The organism is Paracoccus sp. DMF-8, assembly GCF_029309835.1.
Lineage (GTDB): Bacteria > Pseudomonadota > Alphaproteobacteria > Rhodobacterales > Rhodobacteraceae > Paracoccus.
The window spans coordinates 51,119-68,396 of sequence record NZ_JARJHL010000016.1 but is presented as its reverse complement, the minus strand read 5'-3'; the positions used below and the strand labels follow the sequence as shown (position 1 = coordinate 68,396).

Below are 17,278 nucleotides of genomic sequence, written 5' to 3'. Positions count from 1 at the left end.
AAGGCGCGGGGATTTCCCCTCGCGCCATTGCTTTTTCAACACGGTCTACAATGTGAAAACATAGTTCGAGACCGCCGCCACGGCCACGCCCGCGGCAAGCACCAGATAGGGCAGATAACCCGCCTTGCGCTGGCTCAGATCGCTCGCGGAGACGCCCAGATCTTCCAGCATCCGGTCGGGGAACTTGCCCTTGTCGGTGACATAGTGACGGTAGGCAAAGACCGGAATGATCAGCGCGGCGGCAATGATGCCCGACATCAGCGTGCCCGATCCCCAGACATTCGCCCCGGCGCCCAGCAACACCATATTGACGAAGCTCAGGAAAACCCCTGCCGCCATCAGCGGCGTCGGGCACCGCCACGGCCGTTTCACATGGGCGTTGTCGATGCGGTGGATCCAGCCGGAATTGAGGTTCAGGAAGTTGAAGATGAGATAGCAGCAGTTCGAAACCGCCAGCACGAACAGGTAATCCGACATCATCAGAAGGATCAGGTTGAAGCCCAGATCCGTCCACATCGCGCTGGTCGGGGCGCCGTGATGATTCACCCGGCCAAGGTATTTCGGCAGCCAGCCATCGACGGAACCCTGATAAAGGGTGCGCGACGAGCCGGCCATCGAGGTCATGATCGCCAGCATCGTCGCCAGGATCAGCATGACGACCATCAGTTTCGTGACGAAGGGACCACCCCCCACCATTTCCCCCATGACGCCCGCCACGGCGGTTCCGTCCACGATGCCGGGTTGCAAAATGCCCTCGACACCCAGATAGCCTTGGAAAGCCAGCGGAACCAGCGTGAAGATCACGACGCAAAGCAGGCCGGACCAGAGAATGGCGCGAACCGTATCATGTTCCGGGCGGCGGAACTCGGACGTGTAGCAGATCGAGGTTTCAAAGGCATAGGTCGACCAGGCGGCGATGAACAGGCCCCCCAGGAACAGCGTGATCCCCTCGCGGTCCCAGATCCCGTCGATCACGTTGCCCGCGTCGTCAAAGGCAATCGGCACCAGCGGCATCAGGTTGTCGGTTTCGACCTTGCCGGAAAGCAGCGGCACGATGCCGACGACCAGCAGCGGCACGATGACCGCAATGCCGAAGATGGTCTGGATCCGCGCTGTCGACAGGATGCCGCGATGCTGGATTGCGAAAACCACCAGCAGGATCGCGACGCCGAAGAAGAAGGTGGCATTGATCCGCAGCGAGATGCCTTCCTTCAGGAAGCCCAGATCCAGCAGGGTGATCTGCCAGCTCAGCAGGGCCAGATCGGCCGCCGCGAAGGTGGTCAGGATATATCCTGCCGCCAGGCCCGCCCCGATGGCCAGGACCGGCGTCCAGGCCAGCCAGTTGCACCAGACCGAAAGCGGTGCGATCAGCTTGGAATAGCGCACCCAGGCCGAGGCGCCATAGACAGAGGCGCCGCCGCTTTTCGACGGGAAAAGCCCGGCGATCTCGGCATAGGTATGGGCCTGGATAAAGCCGAAAAAGACCGAGATGATCCAGATGGTCCAGGAAGGCGTGCCGACAGTGGCGGCAATGCCTCCGATCGAAAACAGCACGAGCGCCGGCACCCCGGCCGCCACCCAGAATGCCGCGGGCCATCCGATGACCCGGTGCAACCCGCCCTCGGCGGCAACTCCCTCAGAGTTATTCACTTCATTCCCTCCTCTGTTGGCTCTTGCGCGACACGACCCTCTCCCAACGGGCTCTTTCCCAAGCGGCGCCTGATGAGCGCCCCTCTCTCGTCGCAATTCATGCGTCGGCTGCATGTGGCCGCGCACCTCGATGCAAACCCTTGATCGATTCGCATAGAGTTATATTCCTGTAGGGAAACTAATTATTGTCTAGAGAAATCTTTGGTAACGTCGTCCCCAGTCTCGGGCCTTGCCCCCAGGACATGACGGTTGCGGGCGCCTGCGATGGCCAGAAAAAGGCCCCTGGTAAGCGGTGATACGTGGTTTGAGCGTTGATCGTTTTTGCGGCATGTATTTTTCAATGGGTTATCTGTTGCTTCCCACCGAGACGTGACCCTGCCGATTTTGTGCTACTGTTTCCGCGCAAGTGCTTCCGATATGCTTCCGGAGCGTATGGGGCAAAATGCGGAAAGTTCCCCGAATGATCATTAACAATTTGTAATTTAATATAATTATTGGATCCGACGGCAGGCATTAGACACTGTTTCGCAATGTCGAGGGGACCTGATATCCCCTGCCCTGCTCCCGCTGCCTGATCCGCCTAGCGCCCGGTCCTTCAGCATCCCCCGGACCGGCTTCGCGTGATCCAGTCGGCCCTACCGCAGGTGACGGCATGGATAAGAACCTCCCGCACGCCATCGTCAACCTTGAACACAACCACGCCCTTGCGCCCCGCCGGGATGGCGCGAAGCGCAGGCCCGTGGCGGCGTCTTTTCCAGTTGGCGCAGCAGACGCGGAGCTGCGTTTCGGTGGGCGCTCAGGCCAAGGTTTTGACCTGCCCGCTCTCGTTGCCGGTTTCAACGATGTCGCGCGATGGTCATTGAACCGATGCGGTGGATGTCGCGGCCGCCTATGCCGCGCGCGAGAGGCTGCCCATCCGGTTCTTCCTCAGCGCCGGGCTGTTCGAGACCGGGCGCGCGGGCACCGCCGGCATCCTGGAAACCTCGCGGCAACTGCGCGACGTGCTGCGGCTTGAGGGATATGAGGTCGCATGGCGGGAATATGCCGGCGGCCACGATTACCTGATCTGGCGCGGGGCGCTGGCGGATGGGCTGGTCGCCCTGTTCGGCAAGGCTGAGTGAGCGTGCCGCTGGTCGGCATGGCTGCATCCGCTTCGACCTGCCGGGACAGGTCACGGCGCAGGTCACCGAGCCCGGCCACGACAGCCCGACCCCGCAGGGCGCGGGCGGGCTGTCCAGCGGTCCACAGCCGCTTGTTGCCCTGTCGCCGGTTCCGTTGCTGGACCTCTGCGGGGGCTATCAGAAAATCATGCCGATATTTTCAATATGCTGGCGTTGCGTCGGACAGGCTGCACACGGCCCGCAGCGCCTCGTCCTGCCGGCCTGATGGGGACCAGTCGCTGCGCGGCAGGCGGATCAGCCCCTTTTCGCAGTCGAAATCCTGCGGGATGACGAGCGTCGCCCCGCGCCGCTCGATCAGCATGATCTGGGCATGGCGGGTGCCATCCGCATTGGCGCGGATCGTCGCCGGGTCCATCGCGGCAAAGCGGATCTCGACCGGGGCCAGATAGGTCCAGGGCGCCCATGGCTGGCTGTCACGACCGACGACCAGAACCTGCGTCTCATCGGGTAGCCGGTCCAGCGCGCGGCCGAACCAGGCATAGTCGTTCCAGACCGAATAGCTGACCATCGCCAACCCGATGCCTGCGGGCAGCACCCATGTCGGCACGATCCGGCCCAGCTTGCGCAGGGCATGCATCGCGGCATACAGCACCGCCGCCGCCCCGATACCGACCGCGATGACGCCCAAAAGCTCGACCCCGATACCTGTCATTTTCTACCCCGGAATTCGTTTGTCATAGCCGACCCCGGATTGCATGGTCCGCACCACGACGAAAGCATCTCGCAGATGGCTGCGTTCAAAAGCGGGCAATCCTGCGGGGTCAAGCAGGTTGTCGGGCGGCAGGCCACGCTGGATCTGTTCGGCCTGATTGTCCAGCCGCGTGGTCTGGATCAGGTCATATGCGGCGATCAGTTCGCGCCCGCCCCGTTCCGACAGCACGCCCCGGTCGGTGGCCACGATCAGGCGTTCGCGCGTGTTGACGGCGGCCAGACCGCCTTGCAGCGCGCAGACCCGCGCCAGTTCGATCACCGGGGCGACGCCGTTCAGCTTCATGTCGATCTTGCGGCGATGTTTCCCCGACCGGATCGTCGCCAGACCACCGACCAGCCCCAGTGGCGGGCGGTGCGTCAGCGCGTTCGCCGCCATATGCGCGACAAAGATCGAGTTGCGCGAGGCCATCGCCAGGGTTTCCGCCTGCAGTCCCTGCAGCAGGGTCGCATCGCCACCGATGGCGCGCAGGTCGAACATGACCGAGGCCAGCAGGCGCGCCTCTGGTCCCGGATTGGCGATCCAGTCGCGGAAATAGCCGCGCCAGACGCTGACCGGCTGGCACCAGCGCGGATTGGTCGCCATCATGTCGCCGGGGCAATAGACATAGCCGCAGGCGTTCAGCCCATCGCTGACAAACCGCGCCAGCCCTGCGAACCATGGGTGATCGGCCGGGCATTCGTCGCCCAGCAACAGGCAGTTGTCCTGATCGGACAGCCCGGTCTGTTCCTGCCGCCCCTGACTGCCACAGGCCGCCCACAGGAAGGGGCCGGGCGCGGGGCCAAGCTGGTCCTGCGCCAGCGCGATCAGGCGTCGCGTCACCGCATCGCCGATATCGGTGATCATCCGCGTCACGCCCTGATGGTGGTGATGCGCCCGCATCAGTTGCAGCAGCAGTTCCGGGATGCGCGCGGTTGCCCCGGCCAGTGCCTGAACGGTCCGGGCACCGGCGATGTCATGGATCAGCGCCGCCGATGACATCGCCAGAACCCGTGTCAGGTCGGTCTGGCTGACCATGCCGACAAAGCGCCCGCCCGACACCACCGGCAGATGGCCGATGCGGCGCTCCAGCATGATATGCAACACATCATAGCCAAGCTGATCGGGGGACAGCGTAATGGGATCGGGGGTCATGACCTGCCCGACCGGCGTATGCGCGTCGCGCCCCTCGGCCACGATACGGCCCGAGATGTCGCGGATCGTCATCAGCCCGGTCAGGCGCCCGTCCTGCACGATGCCGATGCTGCTGGCACCCGCGTCCCGCATCATCTGCGCCGCCGTGATCGCCGGCGTATCGGGAGAGCAGGACAGCGGTGCATGGTGGACCAGTTCGCCCACCCGCAGCATGGCCAGATCATTGCTGCGGCCGGGTGACATGCGGCCATGCACAAAGAAACGGGCGACGACCGGATAGGTGTCGATCAGCCGCAGCAGATTGTCGCGCGGCAGCATCAGGACGGAAGAATCCTCGATCGCGGTGGCGGTGGTGACGGCTGTGCCGTCGCCCAGCAAGCCGCGCTCGCCCAAGGAATCGCGGGCGCTTAGTTCGGATACGGAATCGCCATTGGCATCCGCCACGCGGATACGGCCGCTTTCGATCAGGTAAAGGCCGGGCAGCCTGTCACCGACCTGATAGATCATACTGCCTGCGGTGGCGGGCCTGCGCTCGAATGATGCGGCGATCCGCGTCCGTTCGTCCTGCGGCAAGGCATCATAGGGATGGATCAGGGAAATGAAATCCTTGATGGCGCTTGTCGTCACCATATGCCTCCCTGTCCGGAAATGGCCGCGCCCTGAACGGGCACGGCCTGTTGCATGTCAGTGACTGTGGGCCGCACCGGCGCCGCGCGGGACGCGGATCGATTCGACCAGTTCCTGCACCTCTGCCGGGGGCTCTGCGGTCGCGCTGGACACCGCATAGGCAACGGCAAAGTTGATCAGCGCACCAACGGTCCCGAACGAGGCCGGCGAGATGCCGAACAGCCAGGCATCAGCCGTATCGGGCAGCATGTTGGTGCCCGCGACAAAGAACCAGCCCTTGTAGGCAAAGATATACAGGATCGTCGACACCATGCCGGCAATCATGCCCCAGATCGCGCCCGGCGCGTTGATGCGCTTGCTGAAGATGCCCATCATCAGAACCGGGAAGATCGAACTGGCCGCCAGACCAAAGGCCAGCGCCACGGTCTGCGCCGCGAATCCGGGCGGGTTCAGGCCCAGGATGGTCGCGACCAGAATCGACACCGCCATGGAAATCCGCGCGGCCAGCAACTCGTTCTTTTCGCTGATCGCGGGATTGATCGCGCCCTTGATCAGGTCATGCGACACCGCGCTGGAAATCGCCAGCAGCAGCCCCGCCGCCGTCGACAGCGCCGCCGCCAGACCGCCCGCCGCCACGATGGCAATCACCCAACCGGGCAGGTTGGCGATTTCGGGGTTGGCCAGAACCATGATGTCATTGTTGACGGTGGTCAGCTCGTTGCCGACAAGGCCCTGTTCCTCTATGATCGCGGCAACCGGGGCGTCTGCCGCGCCTGCCTCGTTGTAATACTGGATCAGGCCGTCGCCGTTCTTGTCTTCCCATGCCAGCAGGCCGGTGGCTTGCCAGTTGCGCATCCAGGTCAGGTCCGGGTCGTTGTTGATCGCATCGACCGACACCGCAGGCATGCTGAAGGTATCGCCGGTTTCGGCGCCCGGCCACATGGTCGTGGTCAGGTTGAAACGCGACATCGAACCAACAGCAGGCGCGACCGTATACAGCAGCGCGATGAACACCAGCGCCCAACCCGCCGACTTGCGCGCATCCGCGACCTTGGGCACGGTAAAGAACCGGATGATGACATGCGGCAGGCCCGCGGTGCCGATCATCAGCGCCAGCGTGAACAGGACCATGTCCAGCGTCGAATTGTGGTGCCCGGTATAGGACCGGAAGCCCAGATCCGTCACCACCTGATCCAGCTTCGCCAGGAACTTGGCGCCCGACGCATCATGCGTGCCGAACAGTCCCGTCTGCGGCAGGACATGGCCGGTCAGCTGCATCGCGATGAACGCCGCCGGAATGGTATAGGCGATGATCAGGACGATATATTGCGCCACCTGCGCATAGGTGATGCCCTTCATCCCGCCCAGAACGGCGTAGCAGAACACCAGCGCCGCGCCGATCCACAATCCGGTCGAACTGGAAACCTCGAGATAGCGCGAAAAGGTCACGCCGACGCCGGTCATCTGGCCGATCACATAGGTGATCGAGATAATCAGCAGGCAGATCACGCCGATGATGCGCGCGGTCTGCGAATAGAACCGATCCCCGATGAATTGCGGCACGGTGAACTTGCCGAATTTTCGCAGATAGGGCGCCAGCAGCAGGGCCAGCAGCACATAGCCGCCCGTCCAGCCCATCAGATAGGTCGAGTTGTCATAGCCGGTAAAGGCGATCAGGCCGGCCATCGAAATGAAAGACGCCGCCGACATCCAGTCGGCGGCGGTTGCCATGCCGTTCATGACGGGGCCGACGCCCCGGTTGGCGGCATAAAATTCTGCGGTCGACCCTGCGCGGGCCCAGATTGCGATGCCGATATACAGCGCGAATGACGCGCCGATCACGATCAGGTTAAGGGCAAATTGGCTCATGCGTTCATTCCCCTCACTCGTCCACGCCGTATTCGCGATCCAGCTTGTTCATGCGCCAGCTGTAAACGAAGATCAGAATGATGAAGACCAGGATCGAACCCTGCTGCGCGAACCAGAAACCAAGGTCCGAACCGCCGACGGCAATCGACGCGACCAGCGGCCGCAGGATGATGCCGAACCCGTAGGACACCAGCGCCCAGATGGCCAGTGATATCCAGATGATCCTGAGATTGGCTTTCCAATAGGCGTTCGATGACGATTTGTCACTCATCTGTCAGTCTCCTCCCTCGTGTTGGTCCTGTTGTGGTCTTGCCGGAAGATCTGTGTCCCTGCCCATAAGGGCATGTCGCCCCAAGGGGCGGCTATCCGGTCACGCACCAGCGGCTTCCTGTTTCGGCCAGTTTGTCGCGTGATTTTCGCACATCGGGCACGCTATCAGCCTTTCGACCGCCGATCCCCGACGCTGCACATGGGTGATCACATCTTGACCATGTTGAATCATTCTTTTTGAATTCAACCCACAAGTGTGATGTTCCCGTTCCCCTTCTGCATCATCCACTCCTTGGCCGGGTGGTCCGAACCTGTAGACGATGCCCTCCTGTCGAGGGTAACCGCGAAAAAGTGTTTCGCACAAGCCTGTTTATGTCTTGCCTTAACGGCATGAACGTAACGGATATTCAGCAACCCGTGCAGGCGCGATTTCAGCGCGAAGCTGATCGCGGACGGGCAAGGGGCACCCAAGACCCGTGTCTTGCGCAAGGCCTCGTCACCGGCGCACGCAATGACACCGAGCCAGACCTTGCCGGCGGTGGAGCGAGCCTTGGGGGTCAGGCTGAATAACCCCATGTTTCGTGAACGTCCTGCACATGCGTCAGGTCGGGGCCGTTCGGCCTGAAGCCGATGAATGTGGGGCGGTCCCGCCTCTGCGACCGGATCAGGAAGATCGGACCTGATTGCGCCCGGTCGGACAGGCCCCTGTTGTCGCGCCAGAAAACCGCGTCCTGCAAAGCGTCCGCTGCCAGTTCACGAAACGGCGCGCAATGGCGCGACCTGTTCTTGGCCTGCGGTCGCGGGTCATTCCATCGGCACGAGTTCGGGATCAAGCATGAGTTCGATCAGGACGGGCCCCTTTCTGGCGGCAACGACACGAACTGCTGCCGCAATGCCGTCGGCCCCGTAAACACGGGTTGCGCCCGCACCCATTGACCGGGCGATCGCCGTAAAATCCGGTGGAGCAATCATTGAATTTTCCGGGCTCATGGCCCGGCGGGTGAACTGAACATGCTCGGCACCATAGCTGCCGTCATTGCAGATGATCGCGACCAGATTCAGATTCTGCCGGATTGCCGTGTGTAGCTCGCTGAGACCACTCAGAAGGAAGCCTCCATCCCCCGCGATCAGCACCGTGGTGCGATCACCTGCCGCATGGGCCGCACCGATGGCTTCGGACAGGCCAAGGCCGATGGATGCGAAATGCGAGGTATAGACGAAATCCCCGGCCGCCGAGACGGGAAAGGCTTTCCATGCCGAGGTCACGAAGCGGCCCAGATCAGTAACAACGACGCGGTCTTTTGGCAATGCCCTCTCCAGCGCGCGAAGCGCCGGGAAGAAATCCACCGTGCCGTCGCGTCCCGCCCGGAAAGCTGCAGGCATGGCAAGCTGGCTGGCCTCTTGCTGCAGACGATTTTGCAGATCGGCGTCGGCATGACCTGATGCCGGGATCTCTGCCTCGTCCAGAACCTCGACCATGCGTTGCGCCGTCAGTGCCGGATCGCCCAACAGCAACATACCCGCATCGGTCCGGCGACAGTTTTCCTGCATGTCGCCCAGAACCTGCACCACGCGGCGGCCTTGCAGATAGCTGCCGGATGCAGTCGTGTGGCGGCTGAAGCTGGCGCCAAAGCCGATGATGCAATCCGATTGCAAAATCGTATCGACCGCAACCGGGGTGCTGAGCGTGCCGAAAATTCCCAGATTGAACGCTTCGCCGTAAAACAGCCCGGCCGCCTTGAGGGTCGTTGCGACCGGGGCCTGCAACCTGCGCGCCAGATCAGGGATCGCCGCTTTGGACCGTGGATCGGTGGCGCCGCGGCCCGCAACGATCAGCGGGCGCCGGGCGGATGCGATCATGCCCATCGCCTCGTCGAAATCATCGCCCTCGGTCACGGCAGACGCGCATCGGGGCGGCATGCAGCACGACAGGCGGGATCGCCGGCGCCTTTTCCCATTGCAGATCAACGCGCATGTTCAAGATGACCGGGCGCCGTTCCATCGCGGCCTGTCGAAACGCGCGGGCCAGATCCTGCGTCGCGGTTGCAGGACTGCGCATTTCGACAAAGCCCGCGCCAGCGGCTTTTACCAATTCGCGCTGATCGACCTTTTGCAGGTGTTCCAGATCGCCGGGGGGCGTGTCGCCGCACAGAACCACCACCGGAATGCAGCCCTTGACGCCCTCGACCAATGCGGTGATGACATTGGTCAGCGCGGGTCCGTGGGTGATCGTCGCGACCCCCGTTCGCCCGCTTGCCTGCGCAAAGCCGATCGCGGCAAGCACCGCCGATGCCTCATGCGTGCAGGGAACATATTGACCGCGACCCGCGCGGATAAAAGCGTCCACCATGAACAGGTTGGCATCCCCTATCAGGCCGAACAGGTGGCTGACGCCATGCGCCGCCAGACTGTCGGCCAGCAGTTCGTGAACGGTCTTTTCTGCGGGGGTGTTCATCTTGGCTCCTTCAGGTCAAGGATCGGGCGGCGGGCCCGCTGGCAGAGGATCGGGCAGGACGCGACCCGGATTCAGGATCCAGTGCGGATCGACGGCGGCCTTTAGCCGGGCCATCGCGGCCAGTTCGGCGTCGGGGCGACACAGTGGCAGATAGGCGACCTTGTCCAAGCCAACGCCATGTTCGGCGGTGATGACGCCACCATGCCGCGCCAGCAGCTTGAACAGCCGCACCAGCACCTGCGTGTCGGGTTTTCCGGGCAGGATATAGTGCAGATTGCCGTCACCCATATGACCAAAGACAAATGGCGCGGTCTGGTCCACCAAAAGCATGGCCGCATCGGACAAAAAGGACGGGATTGCGGGAATCGGCAAGGACAGGTCAAGACTGGTGATCGCAGGCAGGTCCAGCAGATGGTGGCTGCAGCCTTCGCGCAACGCCCAAAGACGCTTGCAATCCGCCTCTGACGCCGACAGCACGGCATCGCGCAACAGCCCCGTTTCAAGCGCACCCGCAAGGACGGACTCCAGCCTTGCGCCATCCGCATCGGGATCTGGGCCGGCGACCTCTATCAGGACCGCCGCACCGCAATGCGCCTGAAACGGGTAGCGCAGATTCTGACTGGTGCAGGCCGCTGTCATCAACGGCTCGACGATCAATTCGCAGGCGGTTAACAGCGCCCCCAGCCCGGTGCGCAGCAGGGGCAACAGCGTCAGGGCGGCATCTGCGCTGTCCAGCGCGCAGATCGCAACCCGCCGCCCCCGGGGCGCGGGGTGCAGGCGCAGGGCCAGACGTGTGATAACGCCCAACGTGCCCTCGGTCCCGATCAGGAACTGGCCAAGATCATAGCCGCTGTTGTCCTTGGCCAGACCGTCCAAGCGGCAGATGATGGTGCCATCGGCCAGAACGCCCTCTAGTCCCAGAACCTGCTGGCGAAAGGTGCCATAGCGCAGCGCCAGCGGCCCGCCTGCATTCGTGGCCGCCATGCCGCCCAGTGTCGCGCTGCCGCGCGCACCCAGATCCGCCGCCAGAAACAGGCCCTGCGCTGCTGCGGCCTGTCGCGCGGATTCCAGCGCGACACCGGCGCCCACGATCATGACGCCCGCGACCGGGTCGATTTCCGGCGCTTGCGTCAGACGTTCCAGCGACAGGACGATTTCCTGCGGGCGGACGCGCGCGCCGCCCGAAAGCCCGGTGCGCCCGCCCTGAACGACGCAAGGATGCCGGGTCCGCTGAAGCGTGCTCAGGATCTGCGCGCAGTCCTGGGCCGAGCGGGGCGCCAGCACGGCAAGCGGCGGGGCGCCCGGTATGCCGCTGGCGTCGTCGCGATACCTTGGCGCCACGGGCGTTGTTGCAGAAGTCAGGGTGTTAGCGCCGGTGCCCCTTTCCCCGTTTGTTTCATGCCACGCGTTCGATCTCGGCGGAGCCGAGGGCATTGGATCGGTTCATCAGAGCGACGCGGATATGGATCTCGGCGGTCTGGCGGTCCGGGTCTCTGGATGCGATGCGTTCACCGAATGCCTTGAGACACCGCATCCTGGCTTCGATCCTGCTTCGGGCGTGATACCCGACCAGCGCCTCCATATGGTCCTGCCCAGGCGTTGGGTTGCCCGGAGGATCTCGTTGCGGACAGCGGCGGCAGGGCAGTCCTGCCGCCATCGTCGTCCGTTCTTGCGTATGGGTATGGCCATGCGCGGGCATTGGCAGTTGCGCGAGGTGACCATCTGCCTGCGCCATCGACATCCGCTGGTTCCTCTCTGGGAAGAGCATGATCCGGTGAAGCGGCTGGATATCCAGTTCCAACTTGGCAGGATTTCCGATCGTATTCTCGACGGCGCGCTCAGACAGCCGGAACTGGCACCCTCGGCCTATGATGTCTGGCTGGATCACAGGCTGGAAACCGGTGAGGACCCGACCTGGCTTTCCCGGCACACGCTCTATGCCGCCACGGCCTTTTGCCGCCTGCTGGGCATAGAACTTCTGCGCCCGCGGAACATCGGCTATCGGCAGGCGGAAGTGGATCTTCGCGCCGCCCAGGCAGCGGGCTTTGAATATGCGCGGCAGGGCGAGGCCGCGATCCGTCAGGCGCTGGACGAACTGGCGGTGACGGCCAGCCGGGCGGCGGTGGAAGCACCGTCAGCCTTCGGATGGCTCTTCGTCAAACTGAGCCATGATTACCGTGATCTGCCCGAGTTCGACATCTTTCGGGATATCCTGCGCGAGGTCATCCTCTCGGTCTGGCCGGTCGCTCCCGGTGAATTTCTGCTAGGCCGCGAGGTGTCTGAGCGGCGCCTGCACTCGGTCAGAACCGCCTCTCTGGAAACCGGTGTCGGGGAGGTGGCGCTGGACCAATTCCTGACCGAGGCGGGCGCTTTCGCTCCGGGCGATGACCGACCGCGCCGCCGCAGGACCTTTCCTGCCAACATCTACGCGCCATTGCTGGCCGAGGTCGCGTCGCTGGTCACCGCCATCGGTCTCGCACAGGCCATGGGCGCGACCAAGGGTGAGGTCGAGGCGCTGATCCGCGGAGGGGTTCTGAAAGCCCGGACACAAAGCACGTCGATCAAGCTGAAATGGCGGATCCAGGATGGTCTCGCCCTGAACGCCGAGTTGCAGGCGCTGTCGGTGCCGATTCCTCCAGATGGGCAGGGGTGGGAACGCCTTGCAGGCGGCGAGCGCCCGGGCGCACATGCCGGTCGGCGACATCATCTCGGCCATCCGTGCGGGCGATTTGCAGATCGGTCGGGTCGCGACGGACGAGGGCTATCACGGGTTCTCGGTCCAGAAGTCATCGGTGGATCGATGGCGGAAAGCCCGTGCTGATCACGCGATGCGCGCGGTTGACGCCTTGCCCGGCGTCATCTCAGCAGCGGAATTCGCGCGTTCCATCGGTTTGCGGGACAAGCGGCGGTTTCAGGCGTTGATCGAGGCCCGCCATGCGGAAGCGCTGGAGACGCTGCACCCCGTCACCCGGCGGACACAGCTTCGGATGACGGAAGCGCATATCGCCTCATTCCATGAAAAATTCCTGACCCTGACCACCATGCAGACTGAAACCGGCCTTCACCGGAACACGATTCTTTCGCTGCTGAAGGCATCCGACATCCGGGCATTCGCCCCCGATGGCCTTAATTTCGGCCAGATCTATCTGCGCCAGGAGGTGATGCCGGTCCTCCTGACAGCGTCTGTCAGGGAGAAGCGGTGAAATGGCCTTCGCAGGCCTGAAATCCAGAAATTAGCCAACTCACATAAAAATATCAATATAAATCAACACGATATTCTGATCTATTTGTCGCGCCGAGATTGGCGCTTGACAGGGGTGTGGACGAAAAACCCCGGAATCGTGCACTCTTATGCCTCGTTAGCAGAATCGCAGGATTTTCTGGTGACCCCGACAGGACTTGAACCTGTAACCTGCCCCTTAGGAGGGGGCTGCTCTATCCAGTTGAGCCACGGGGCCGCCGTTGTCCTTTTGCATCGTCGCCGGGTGATTGGCAAGCTTGCCGCGCCACCCCCGGTCAGGTAACGATAATGATTATTTGAGGATCGGTCACGACATGTCCCCAAAACGCGCGCATCGCCCCCTGACTCTTCGCGACGTTTCCGAAGCGGCGGGCGTGTCCGAGATGACGGTCAGCCGGGTGCTGCGCAATCGCGGGGATGTTTCGGCGGCGACGCGGGAAAAGGTGCTGACGGCGGCGCGGACGCTTGGCTATGTGCCGAACCAGATCGCGGGCGGGCTGGCCAGCCAGCGCGTCAATCTGGTCGCGGTCATCATCCCATCCCTGTCGAACATGGTTTTCCCCGAGGTGCTGGGCGGGATTTCCGCCGAACTGGACGACACCAGCCTGCAACCCGTGGTGGGGGTCACGAACTACTCGCCCTCGCGCGAGGATCAGGTGCTGTATGACATGCTGTCCTGGCGGCCCTCGGGCGTCATTCTGGCCGGGCTGGAACACAGCAAGGCCGGGCGGGCGATGCTGGACGCCGCCGCTATCCCGGTGATCGAGATCATGGATATCGACGGCGAACCGATCGACACCGCCGTCGGCATCTCGCACCGCCGGGCGGGGGCTGACATCGCCGACGAAATCCTGGCCGCCGGCTATCGCCGCATCGGCTTTATCGGCACCCATATGCCCGAGGATCACCGCGCCCGCAAACGTCTGGCCGGGCTGGAAGAACGTCTGGCCGAACAGGGCGTGCAACTGGCCGCGCGCGAATATTATCAGGGCGGGTCGTCGCTGGCCAAGGGCCGCGAACTGACCCAACGCATATTGGCACGCCAGCCAGATCTGGATTTCCTGTATTATTCCAACGACATGATCGGCGCGGGCGGGTTGTTGTGGTGCATGGAACAGGGCATGGACATCCCCAACCAGATCGGCCTTGCCGGGTTCAACGCGGTCGAGCTGCTGGACGGGCTGCCGATGCGTCTGGCCACGACCGACGCGCGCCGCATCGACATTGGCCGCCGCGCCGCCCGCATCGTCGCGGGGAAGGAAGAGGCGCCCGAGGATGGCATCGTCGCCCTGACGCCCACCTTCATCCCCGGCGACACGATCCGCCGCCGGTAGGTCGATGGACGCCGCCAAACCCCGCGTATCCTTCCTGATCGTCGGCACCCAGAAGGGTGGCACGACCGCATTGCATGCCATGTTGCAAGCCGTGCCCGACCTGTATCTGCCCCCGGACAAGGAACTGCATTTCTTTGACAAGGACGCCGACCGCAGCGACCCGGCGCTGGCCCGCCCGGATCGCGATGACATGGCCTGCCTGAACGCGCTTTACCGCGACGATATCACCGATACCGCCGCGCTGATCGGGCGTGACCTGTCGCATTGGCTGGGAACAGCCTAAGCAAGTTTCGGCATGAACACCCCGCCGGGCGACAGGGTAAAGACCTCGCAGCCGTCGGCGGTCACGCCCACCGCATGTTCGAACTGGGCCGACAGCGATTTGTCGCGGGTCACGGCGGTCCATTCATCGGCGAGGATCTTGGTTTCCGGGCGGCCAAGGTTGATCATCGGCTCGATGGTAAAGAACATGCCCTCTTCGATGACCGGCCCCTTGCCCGAGCGGCCATAGTGCAACACGTTCGGCGGCGCGTGAAAGACGCGGCCGATGCCATGGCCGCAGAAATCGCGGACGACGGACATGCGCTGGCTTTCGGCATAGCTCTGGATCGCCTGGCCGATATCGCCAAAGGTGGCGCCGGGGCGCACCGCCTCGATGCCGCGCATCAGGCTGTCATGGGTGACTTCGATCAGCCGCTCTGCCTTGCGGTTGGTCTTGCCCGCGACATACATCCGGCTGGAATCGCCGAACCAGCCGTCATGGATCACCGTCACGTCGATGTTCAGGATATCGCCGTCGCGCAGCACCTTTTCGCCGGGAATGCCGTGGCAGACGACATGGTTCACGCTGATGCAACTGGCGTGCTGATAGCCGCGATAGCCGATGGTCGCGCTGACCGAATTCAGTTCGACCACGCGGCGCGTGATGAAGGCGTCGATTTCGCCCGTGGTCACGCCCGGCGCGATCATCGCGCCCACCTCGTCCAGGATGCGCGCGGTGATCTGGCCCGCCGTGTGCATCCCCGCGAAATCCTCGGGGTTGTGGATCCGGATACCTTCCTTGGTGACGCGCCCGTCGTTCATCTTGCCCTCGTCTTCTGCTGTTACACAGATAGTCCCCATTGCGGACTTGTTCCAGCCCCACGCGCGGACCTATACCTTGGCATCAGGCAGCCATCAGATCGAGGCCAAGCGCAATGCAATCGGACAACCCCACCGCAGCCATTCTGGTCATCGGCGACGAAATCCTGTCGGGCCGCACCCGCGAAGGCAACGCGCATTACCTGTCGCAGGTGCTGAACAGCATCGGCATCGACCTGCGCGAGATCCGCACCGTGGGCGATGACGAAGACCAGATCGTCGGCGCGATCCGGGCGCTGGACAAATCGCTTGGCGGGGCCTTTGACATGCTGTTCACCAGCGGCGGCATCGGCCCGACCCATGACGACATCACCGCCGACGCGGTCGCCCGCGCCTTCGACACCGGCATCGACATCAACCCGCAGGCCCGCGCCATTCTGGAACGCCGTTGGGGCGAGCGCGGGGTCGAGATCACGGAAAACCGCCTGCGCATGGCCCGCATCCCCTTTGGCGCGGCGCTGGTTGAAAACGCGGTCTCGTCCGCCCCCGGTTTCCACATCGGCAACACCTATGTCATGGCCGGCGTCCCCGAAGTCTTTCGCGCCATGGTCGAGGCGATCGTGCCGGAACTGCCCACCGGCCGCCCCTCGGTCAGCGAGGCGCTGGAGGTGCTGCGCCCGGAATCCGACGTGGCCGATGGCCTGCGCGAGGTCGCGGGCGAATTCCCCGATCTGTCGCTTGGCTCCTACCCGTTCCAGCGCGGGCAGCGCTATGGCACGAACCTTGTGATCCGGGGGCTGGACGGTCAGCGCGTGACCGATGCCATGACCCGTCTGCGCGAAAGGCTGGCCCTGTGATCCGCGATCCCGAACTGTCCCGCGCCTTTGAAGAAAGCTGGCCTGCCGCCGAATACCGCGATGCCGGGGGTTTCCGCGTCGGGCGGGGTCTGGGCGGCGGCGGGCGCGTCGGTTCTGCCCGCGCGCTGGAGCGCTGGACGCCGCAGGGCATCCACGACGCCATCGCCATTCACCGCGACTGGAACCAGCCCGTGCTGTTTCGCGCCATGCAGGACGATACCCCCCTGAAGGATGCGCTGGCGGGCGCGGGCCTGTCGCCCGGCAAACCCACCGCCGTCATGGTGGCCCCGACCGCCCTGCTGGCCGAGGTCGAACAGCCCTATCTGTCCGCGATCCCGTCATGGCCGCCGCTGGCGGTGCAGCGCGAAATCTGGGAAGGCGGCAGCATCGCCCCCGCCCGGCAGGCGGCGATGGACCGCGTGACCCTGCCCAAGATGTCGATTCTGGGGCGCAGCAAGGACTGGCCGGTGGCCGCCGCCTTTCTGGCATGGGCCGATGATGTCGCCATGATCCACGCAATCGAGGTCGCCCCGAACGCCCGCCGTCAGGGCATGGGCGAATGGGTCGTGCGCGGCGCGGCAAAGGTCGCGCGCGATGCCGGTGCCAGCCGTCTGGCGCTGGCCGTGACGGTCGCGAACGCCCCCGCAATCGCGCTGTATCGCAAGCTGGGTTTTGCCACGGTCGGCATCTACGACTATTGGGAATAGCACGCCCGTGGCGACCATGGGCCGCCGCCGTGTGTTGTCGTATCGCGCCCGGACATGCCCGAAAATCAGCGCGGCGTCGATCCGACCGGCAGCGGATCACCCCGGCACGCCATGATGGCCAGCACATGCCGGACCCGCCAATTCGTGCCCGTCCCAGTTTGTGC

17 protein-coding genes, 1 tRNA gene and 1 pseudogene are annotated in these 17,278 nt (G+C 63.9%); 7 read left to right on the top strand and 12 right to left on the bottom strand.

All coding sequences use genetic code 11. The annotated features are described in order from the left end of the window. Nucleotides 1-45 precede the first annotated feature (45 nt). On the bottom strand, nt 46-1,650 hold the full coding sequence (locus PE067_RS17195) for an APC family permease (RefSeq protein ID WP_276190916.1): 1,605 nt from the start codon (nt 1,648-1,650) through the stop codon (nt 46-48). Between the two features lie 872 nt (nt 1,651-2,522). On the opposite strand from PE067_RS17195, the gene PE067_RS17190 reads away from it, so the two are divergent. Beyond that, the gene (locus PE067_RS17190; protein ID WP_276190915.1) at nt 2,523-2,771 is read left to right on the top strand and encodes a hypothetical protein; all 249 of its coding nucleotides are present in this window, start codon (nt 2,523-2,525) and stop codon (nt 2,769-2,771) included. 199 nt (nt 2,772-2,970) lie between these two features. On the opposite strand, the gene PE067_RS17185 is transcribed toward PE067_RS17190, so the two are convergent. The 9 genes and pseudogenes from PE067_RS17185 to PE067_RS17145 all read right to left on the bottom strand — a co-directional run. After that, a complete protein-coding gene (locus PE067_RS17185; protein ID WP_276190914.1) occupies nt 2,971-3,483 on the bottom strand; it encodes a hypothetical protein in 513 nt (170 codons plus the stop codon). A gap of 3 nt (nt 3,484-3,486) precedes the next feature. Continuing rightward, complete coding sequence (locus PE067_RS17180; protein WP_276190913.1) at nt 3,487-5,304, bottom strand: DUF294 nucleotidyltransferase-like domain-containing protein; 1,818 nt, start codon at nt 5,302-5,304, stop codon at nt 3,487-3,489. A gap of 54 nt (nt 5,305-5,358) precedes the next feature. Then, complete coding sequence (locus PE067_RS17175) at nt 5,359-7,170, bottom strand: sodium:solute symporter family protein (protein ID WP_276190912.1); 1,812 nt, start codon at nt 7,168-7,170, stop codon at nt 5,359-5,361. A 13-nt stretch (nt 7,171-7,183) separates the two neighbouring features. After that, entirely contained in the window at nt 7,184-7,441 is a 258-nt protein-coding gene (locus PE067_RS17170; protein WP_276190911.1) for a DUF4212 domain-containing protein, read from the bottom strand. Between the two features lie 242 nt (nt 7,442-7,683). Continuing rightward, nucleotides 7,684-8,016 (bottom strand): hypothetical protein, encoded by a 333-nt coding sequence (locus tag PE067_RS17165; protein ID WP_276191066.1) that lies wholly within the window; start codon nt 8,014-8,016, stop codon nt 7,684-7,686. A 228-nt stretch (nt 8,017-8,244) separates the two neighbouring features. Beyond that, the gene (locus tag PE067_RS17160; RefSeq protein WP_276190910.1) at nt 8,245-9,336 is read right to left on the bottom strand and encodes a thiamine pyrophosphate-dependent enzyme; all 1,092 of its coding nucleotides are present in this window, start codon (nt 9,334-9,336) and stop codon (nt 8,245-8,247) included. After that, complete coding sequence (locus tag PE067_RS17155) at nt 9,320-9,895, bottom strand: thiamine pyrophosphate-binding protein (protein ID WP_276190909.1); 576 nt, start codon at nt 9,893-9,895, stop codon at nt 9,320-9,322. The genes PE067_RS17160 and PE067_RS17155 overlap by 17 nt, the downstream gene beginning before the upstream one ends. A gap of 15 nt (nt 9,896-9,910) precedes the next feature. After that, entirely contained in the window at nt 9,911-11,236 is a 1,326-nt protein-coding gene (locus PE067_RS17150) for an FAD-binding oxidoreductase (protein ID WP_276190908.1), read from the bottom strand. A 55-nt stretch (nt 11,237-11,291) separates the two neighbouring features. Then, nucleotides 11,292-11,578: pseudogene (locus tag PE067_RS17145) on the bottom strand (IS5/IS1182 family transposase); the annotation flags it as partial. Between the two features lie 4 nt (nt 11,579-11,582). Between PE067_RS17145 and PE067_RS17140 the strand changes: the two are divergent. Together PE067_RS17140 and PE067_RS17135 are read left to right on the top strand one after the other, a co-directional pair. Then, nucleotides 11,583-12,716, top strand: coding sequence for a hypothetical protein (locus tag PE067_RS17140; RefSeq protein ID WP_276191064.1), 1,134 nt, complete (start codon nt 11,583-11,585; stop codon nt 12,714-12,716). Nucleotides 12,717-12,741: 25 nt separating this feature from the next. Then, on the top strand, nt 12,742-13,098 hold the full coding sequence (locus tag PE067_RS17135) for a hypothetical protein (protein WP_276190907.1): 357 nt from the start codon (nt 12,742-12,744) through the stop codon (nt 13,096-13,098). Between the two features lie 178 nt (nt 13,099-13,276). Here PE067_RS17135 and PE067_RS17130 read toward each other — a convergent pair. Beyond that, a tRNA-Arg gene (locus PE067_RS17130) sits at nt 13,277-13,353 on the bottom strand. A 97-nt stretch (nt 13,354-13,450) separates the two neighbouring features. Between PE067_RS17130 and PE067_RS17125 the strand changes: the two genes are divergently transcribed. Next, the gene (locus PE067_RS17125; RefSeq protein ID WP_276190906.1) at nt 13,451-14,470 is read left to right on the top strand and encodes a LacI family DNA-binding transcriptional regulator; all 1,020 of its coding nucleotides are present in this window, start codon (nt 13,451-13,453) and stop codon (nt 14,468-14,470) included. 4 nt (nt 14,471-14,474) lie between these two features. After that, nucleotides 14,475-14,753: a sulfotransferase gene (locus tag PE067_RS17120; protein WP_276190905.1), complete on the top strand. Its 279-nt coding sequence runs from the start codon at nt 14,475-14,477 to the stop codon at nt 14,751-14,753. Here the strand turns inward: PE067_RS17120 and map are convergent. Further along, on the bottom strand, nt 14,750-15,553 hold the full coding sequence (gene map, locus PE067_RS17115) for a type I methionyl aminopeptidase (protein ID WP_276190904.1): 804 nt from the start codon (nt 15,551-15,553) through the stop codon (nt 14,750-14,752). The genes PE067_RS17120 and map overlap by 4 nt on opposite strands. Before the next feature lie 113 nt (nt 15,554-15,666). Between map and PE067_RS17110 the strand changes: the two genes are divergently transcribed. Next, nucleotides 15,667-16,407, top strand: a complete 741-nt coding sequence (locus PE067_RS17110; protein WP_276190903.1) for a molybdopterin-binding protein — start codon at nt 15,667-15,669, stop codon at nt 16,405-16,407. Next, a complete protein-coding gene (locus tag PE067_RS17105; RefSeq protein ID WP_276190902.1) occupies nt 16,404-17,114 on the top strand; it encodes a GNAT family N-acetyltransferase in 711 nt (236 codons plus the stop codon). The genes PE067_RS17110 and PE067_RS17105 overlap by 4 nt, the downstream gene beginning before the upstream one ends. The last annotated feature ends 164 nt before the right edge of the window (nt 17,115-17,278 follow it).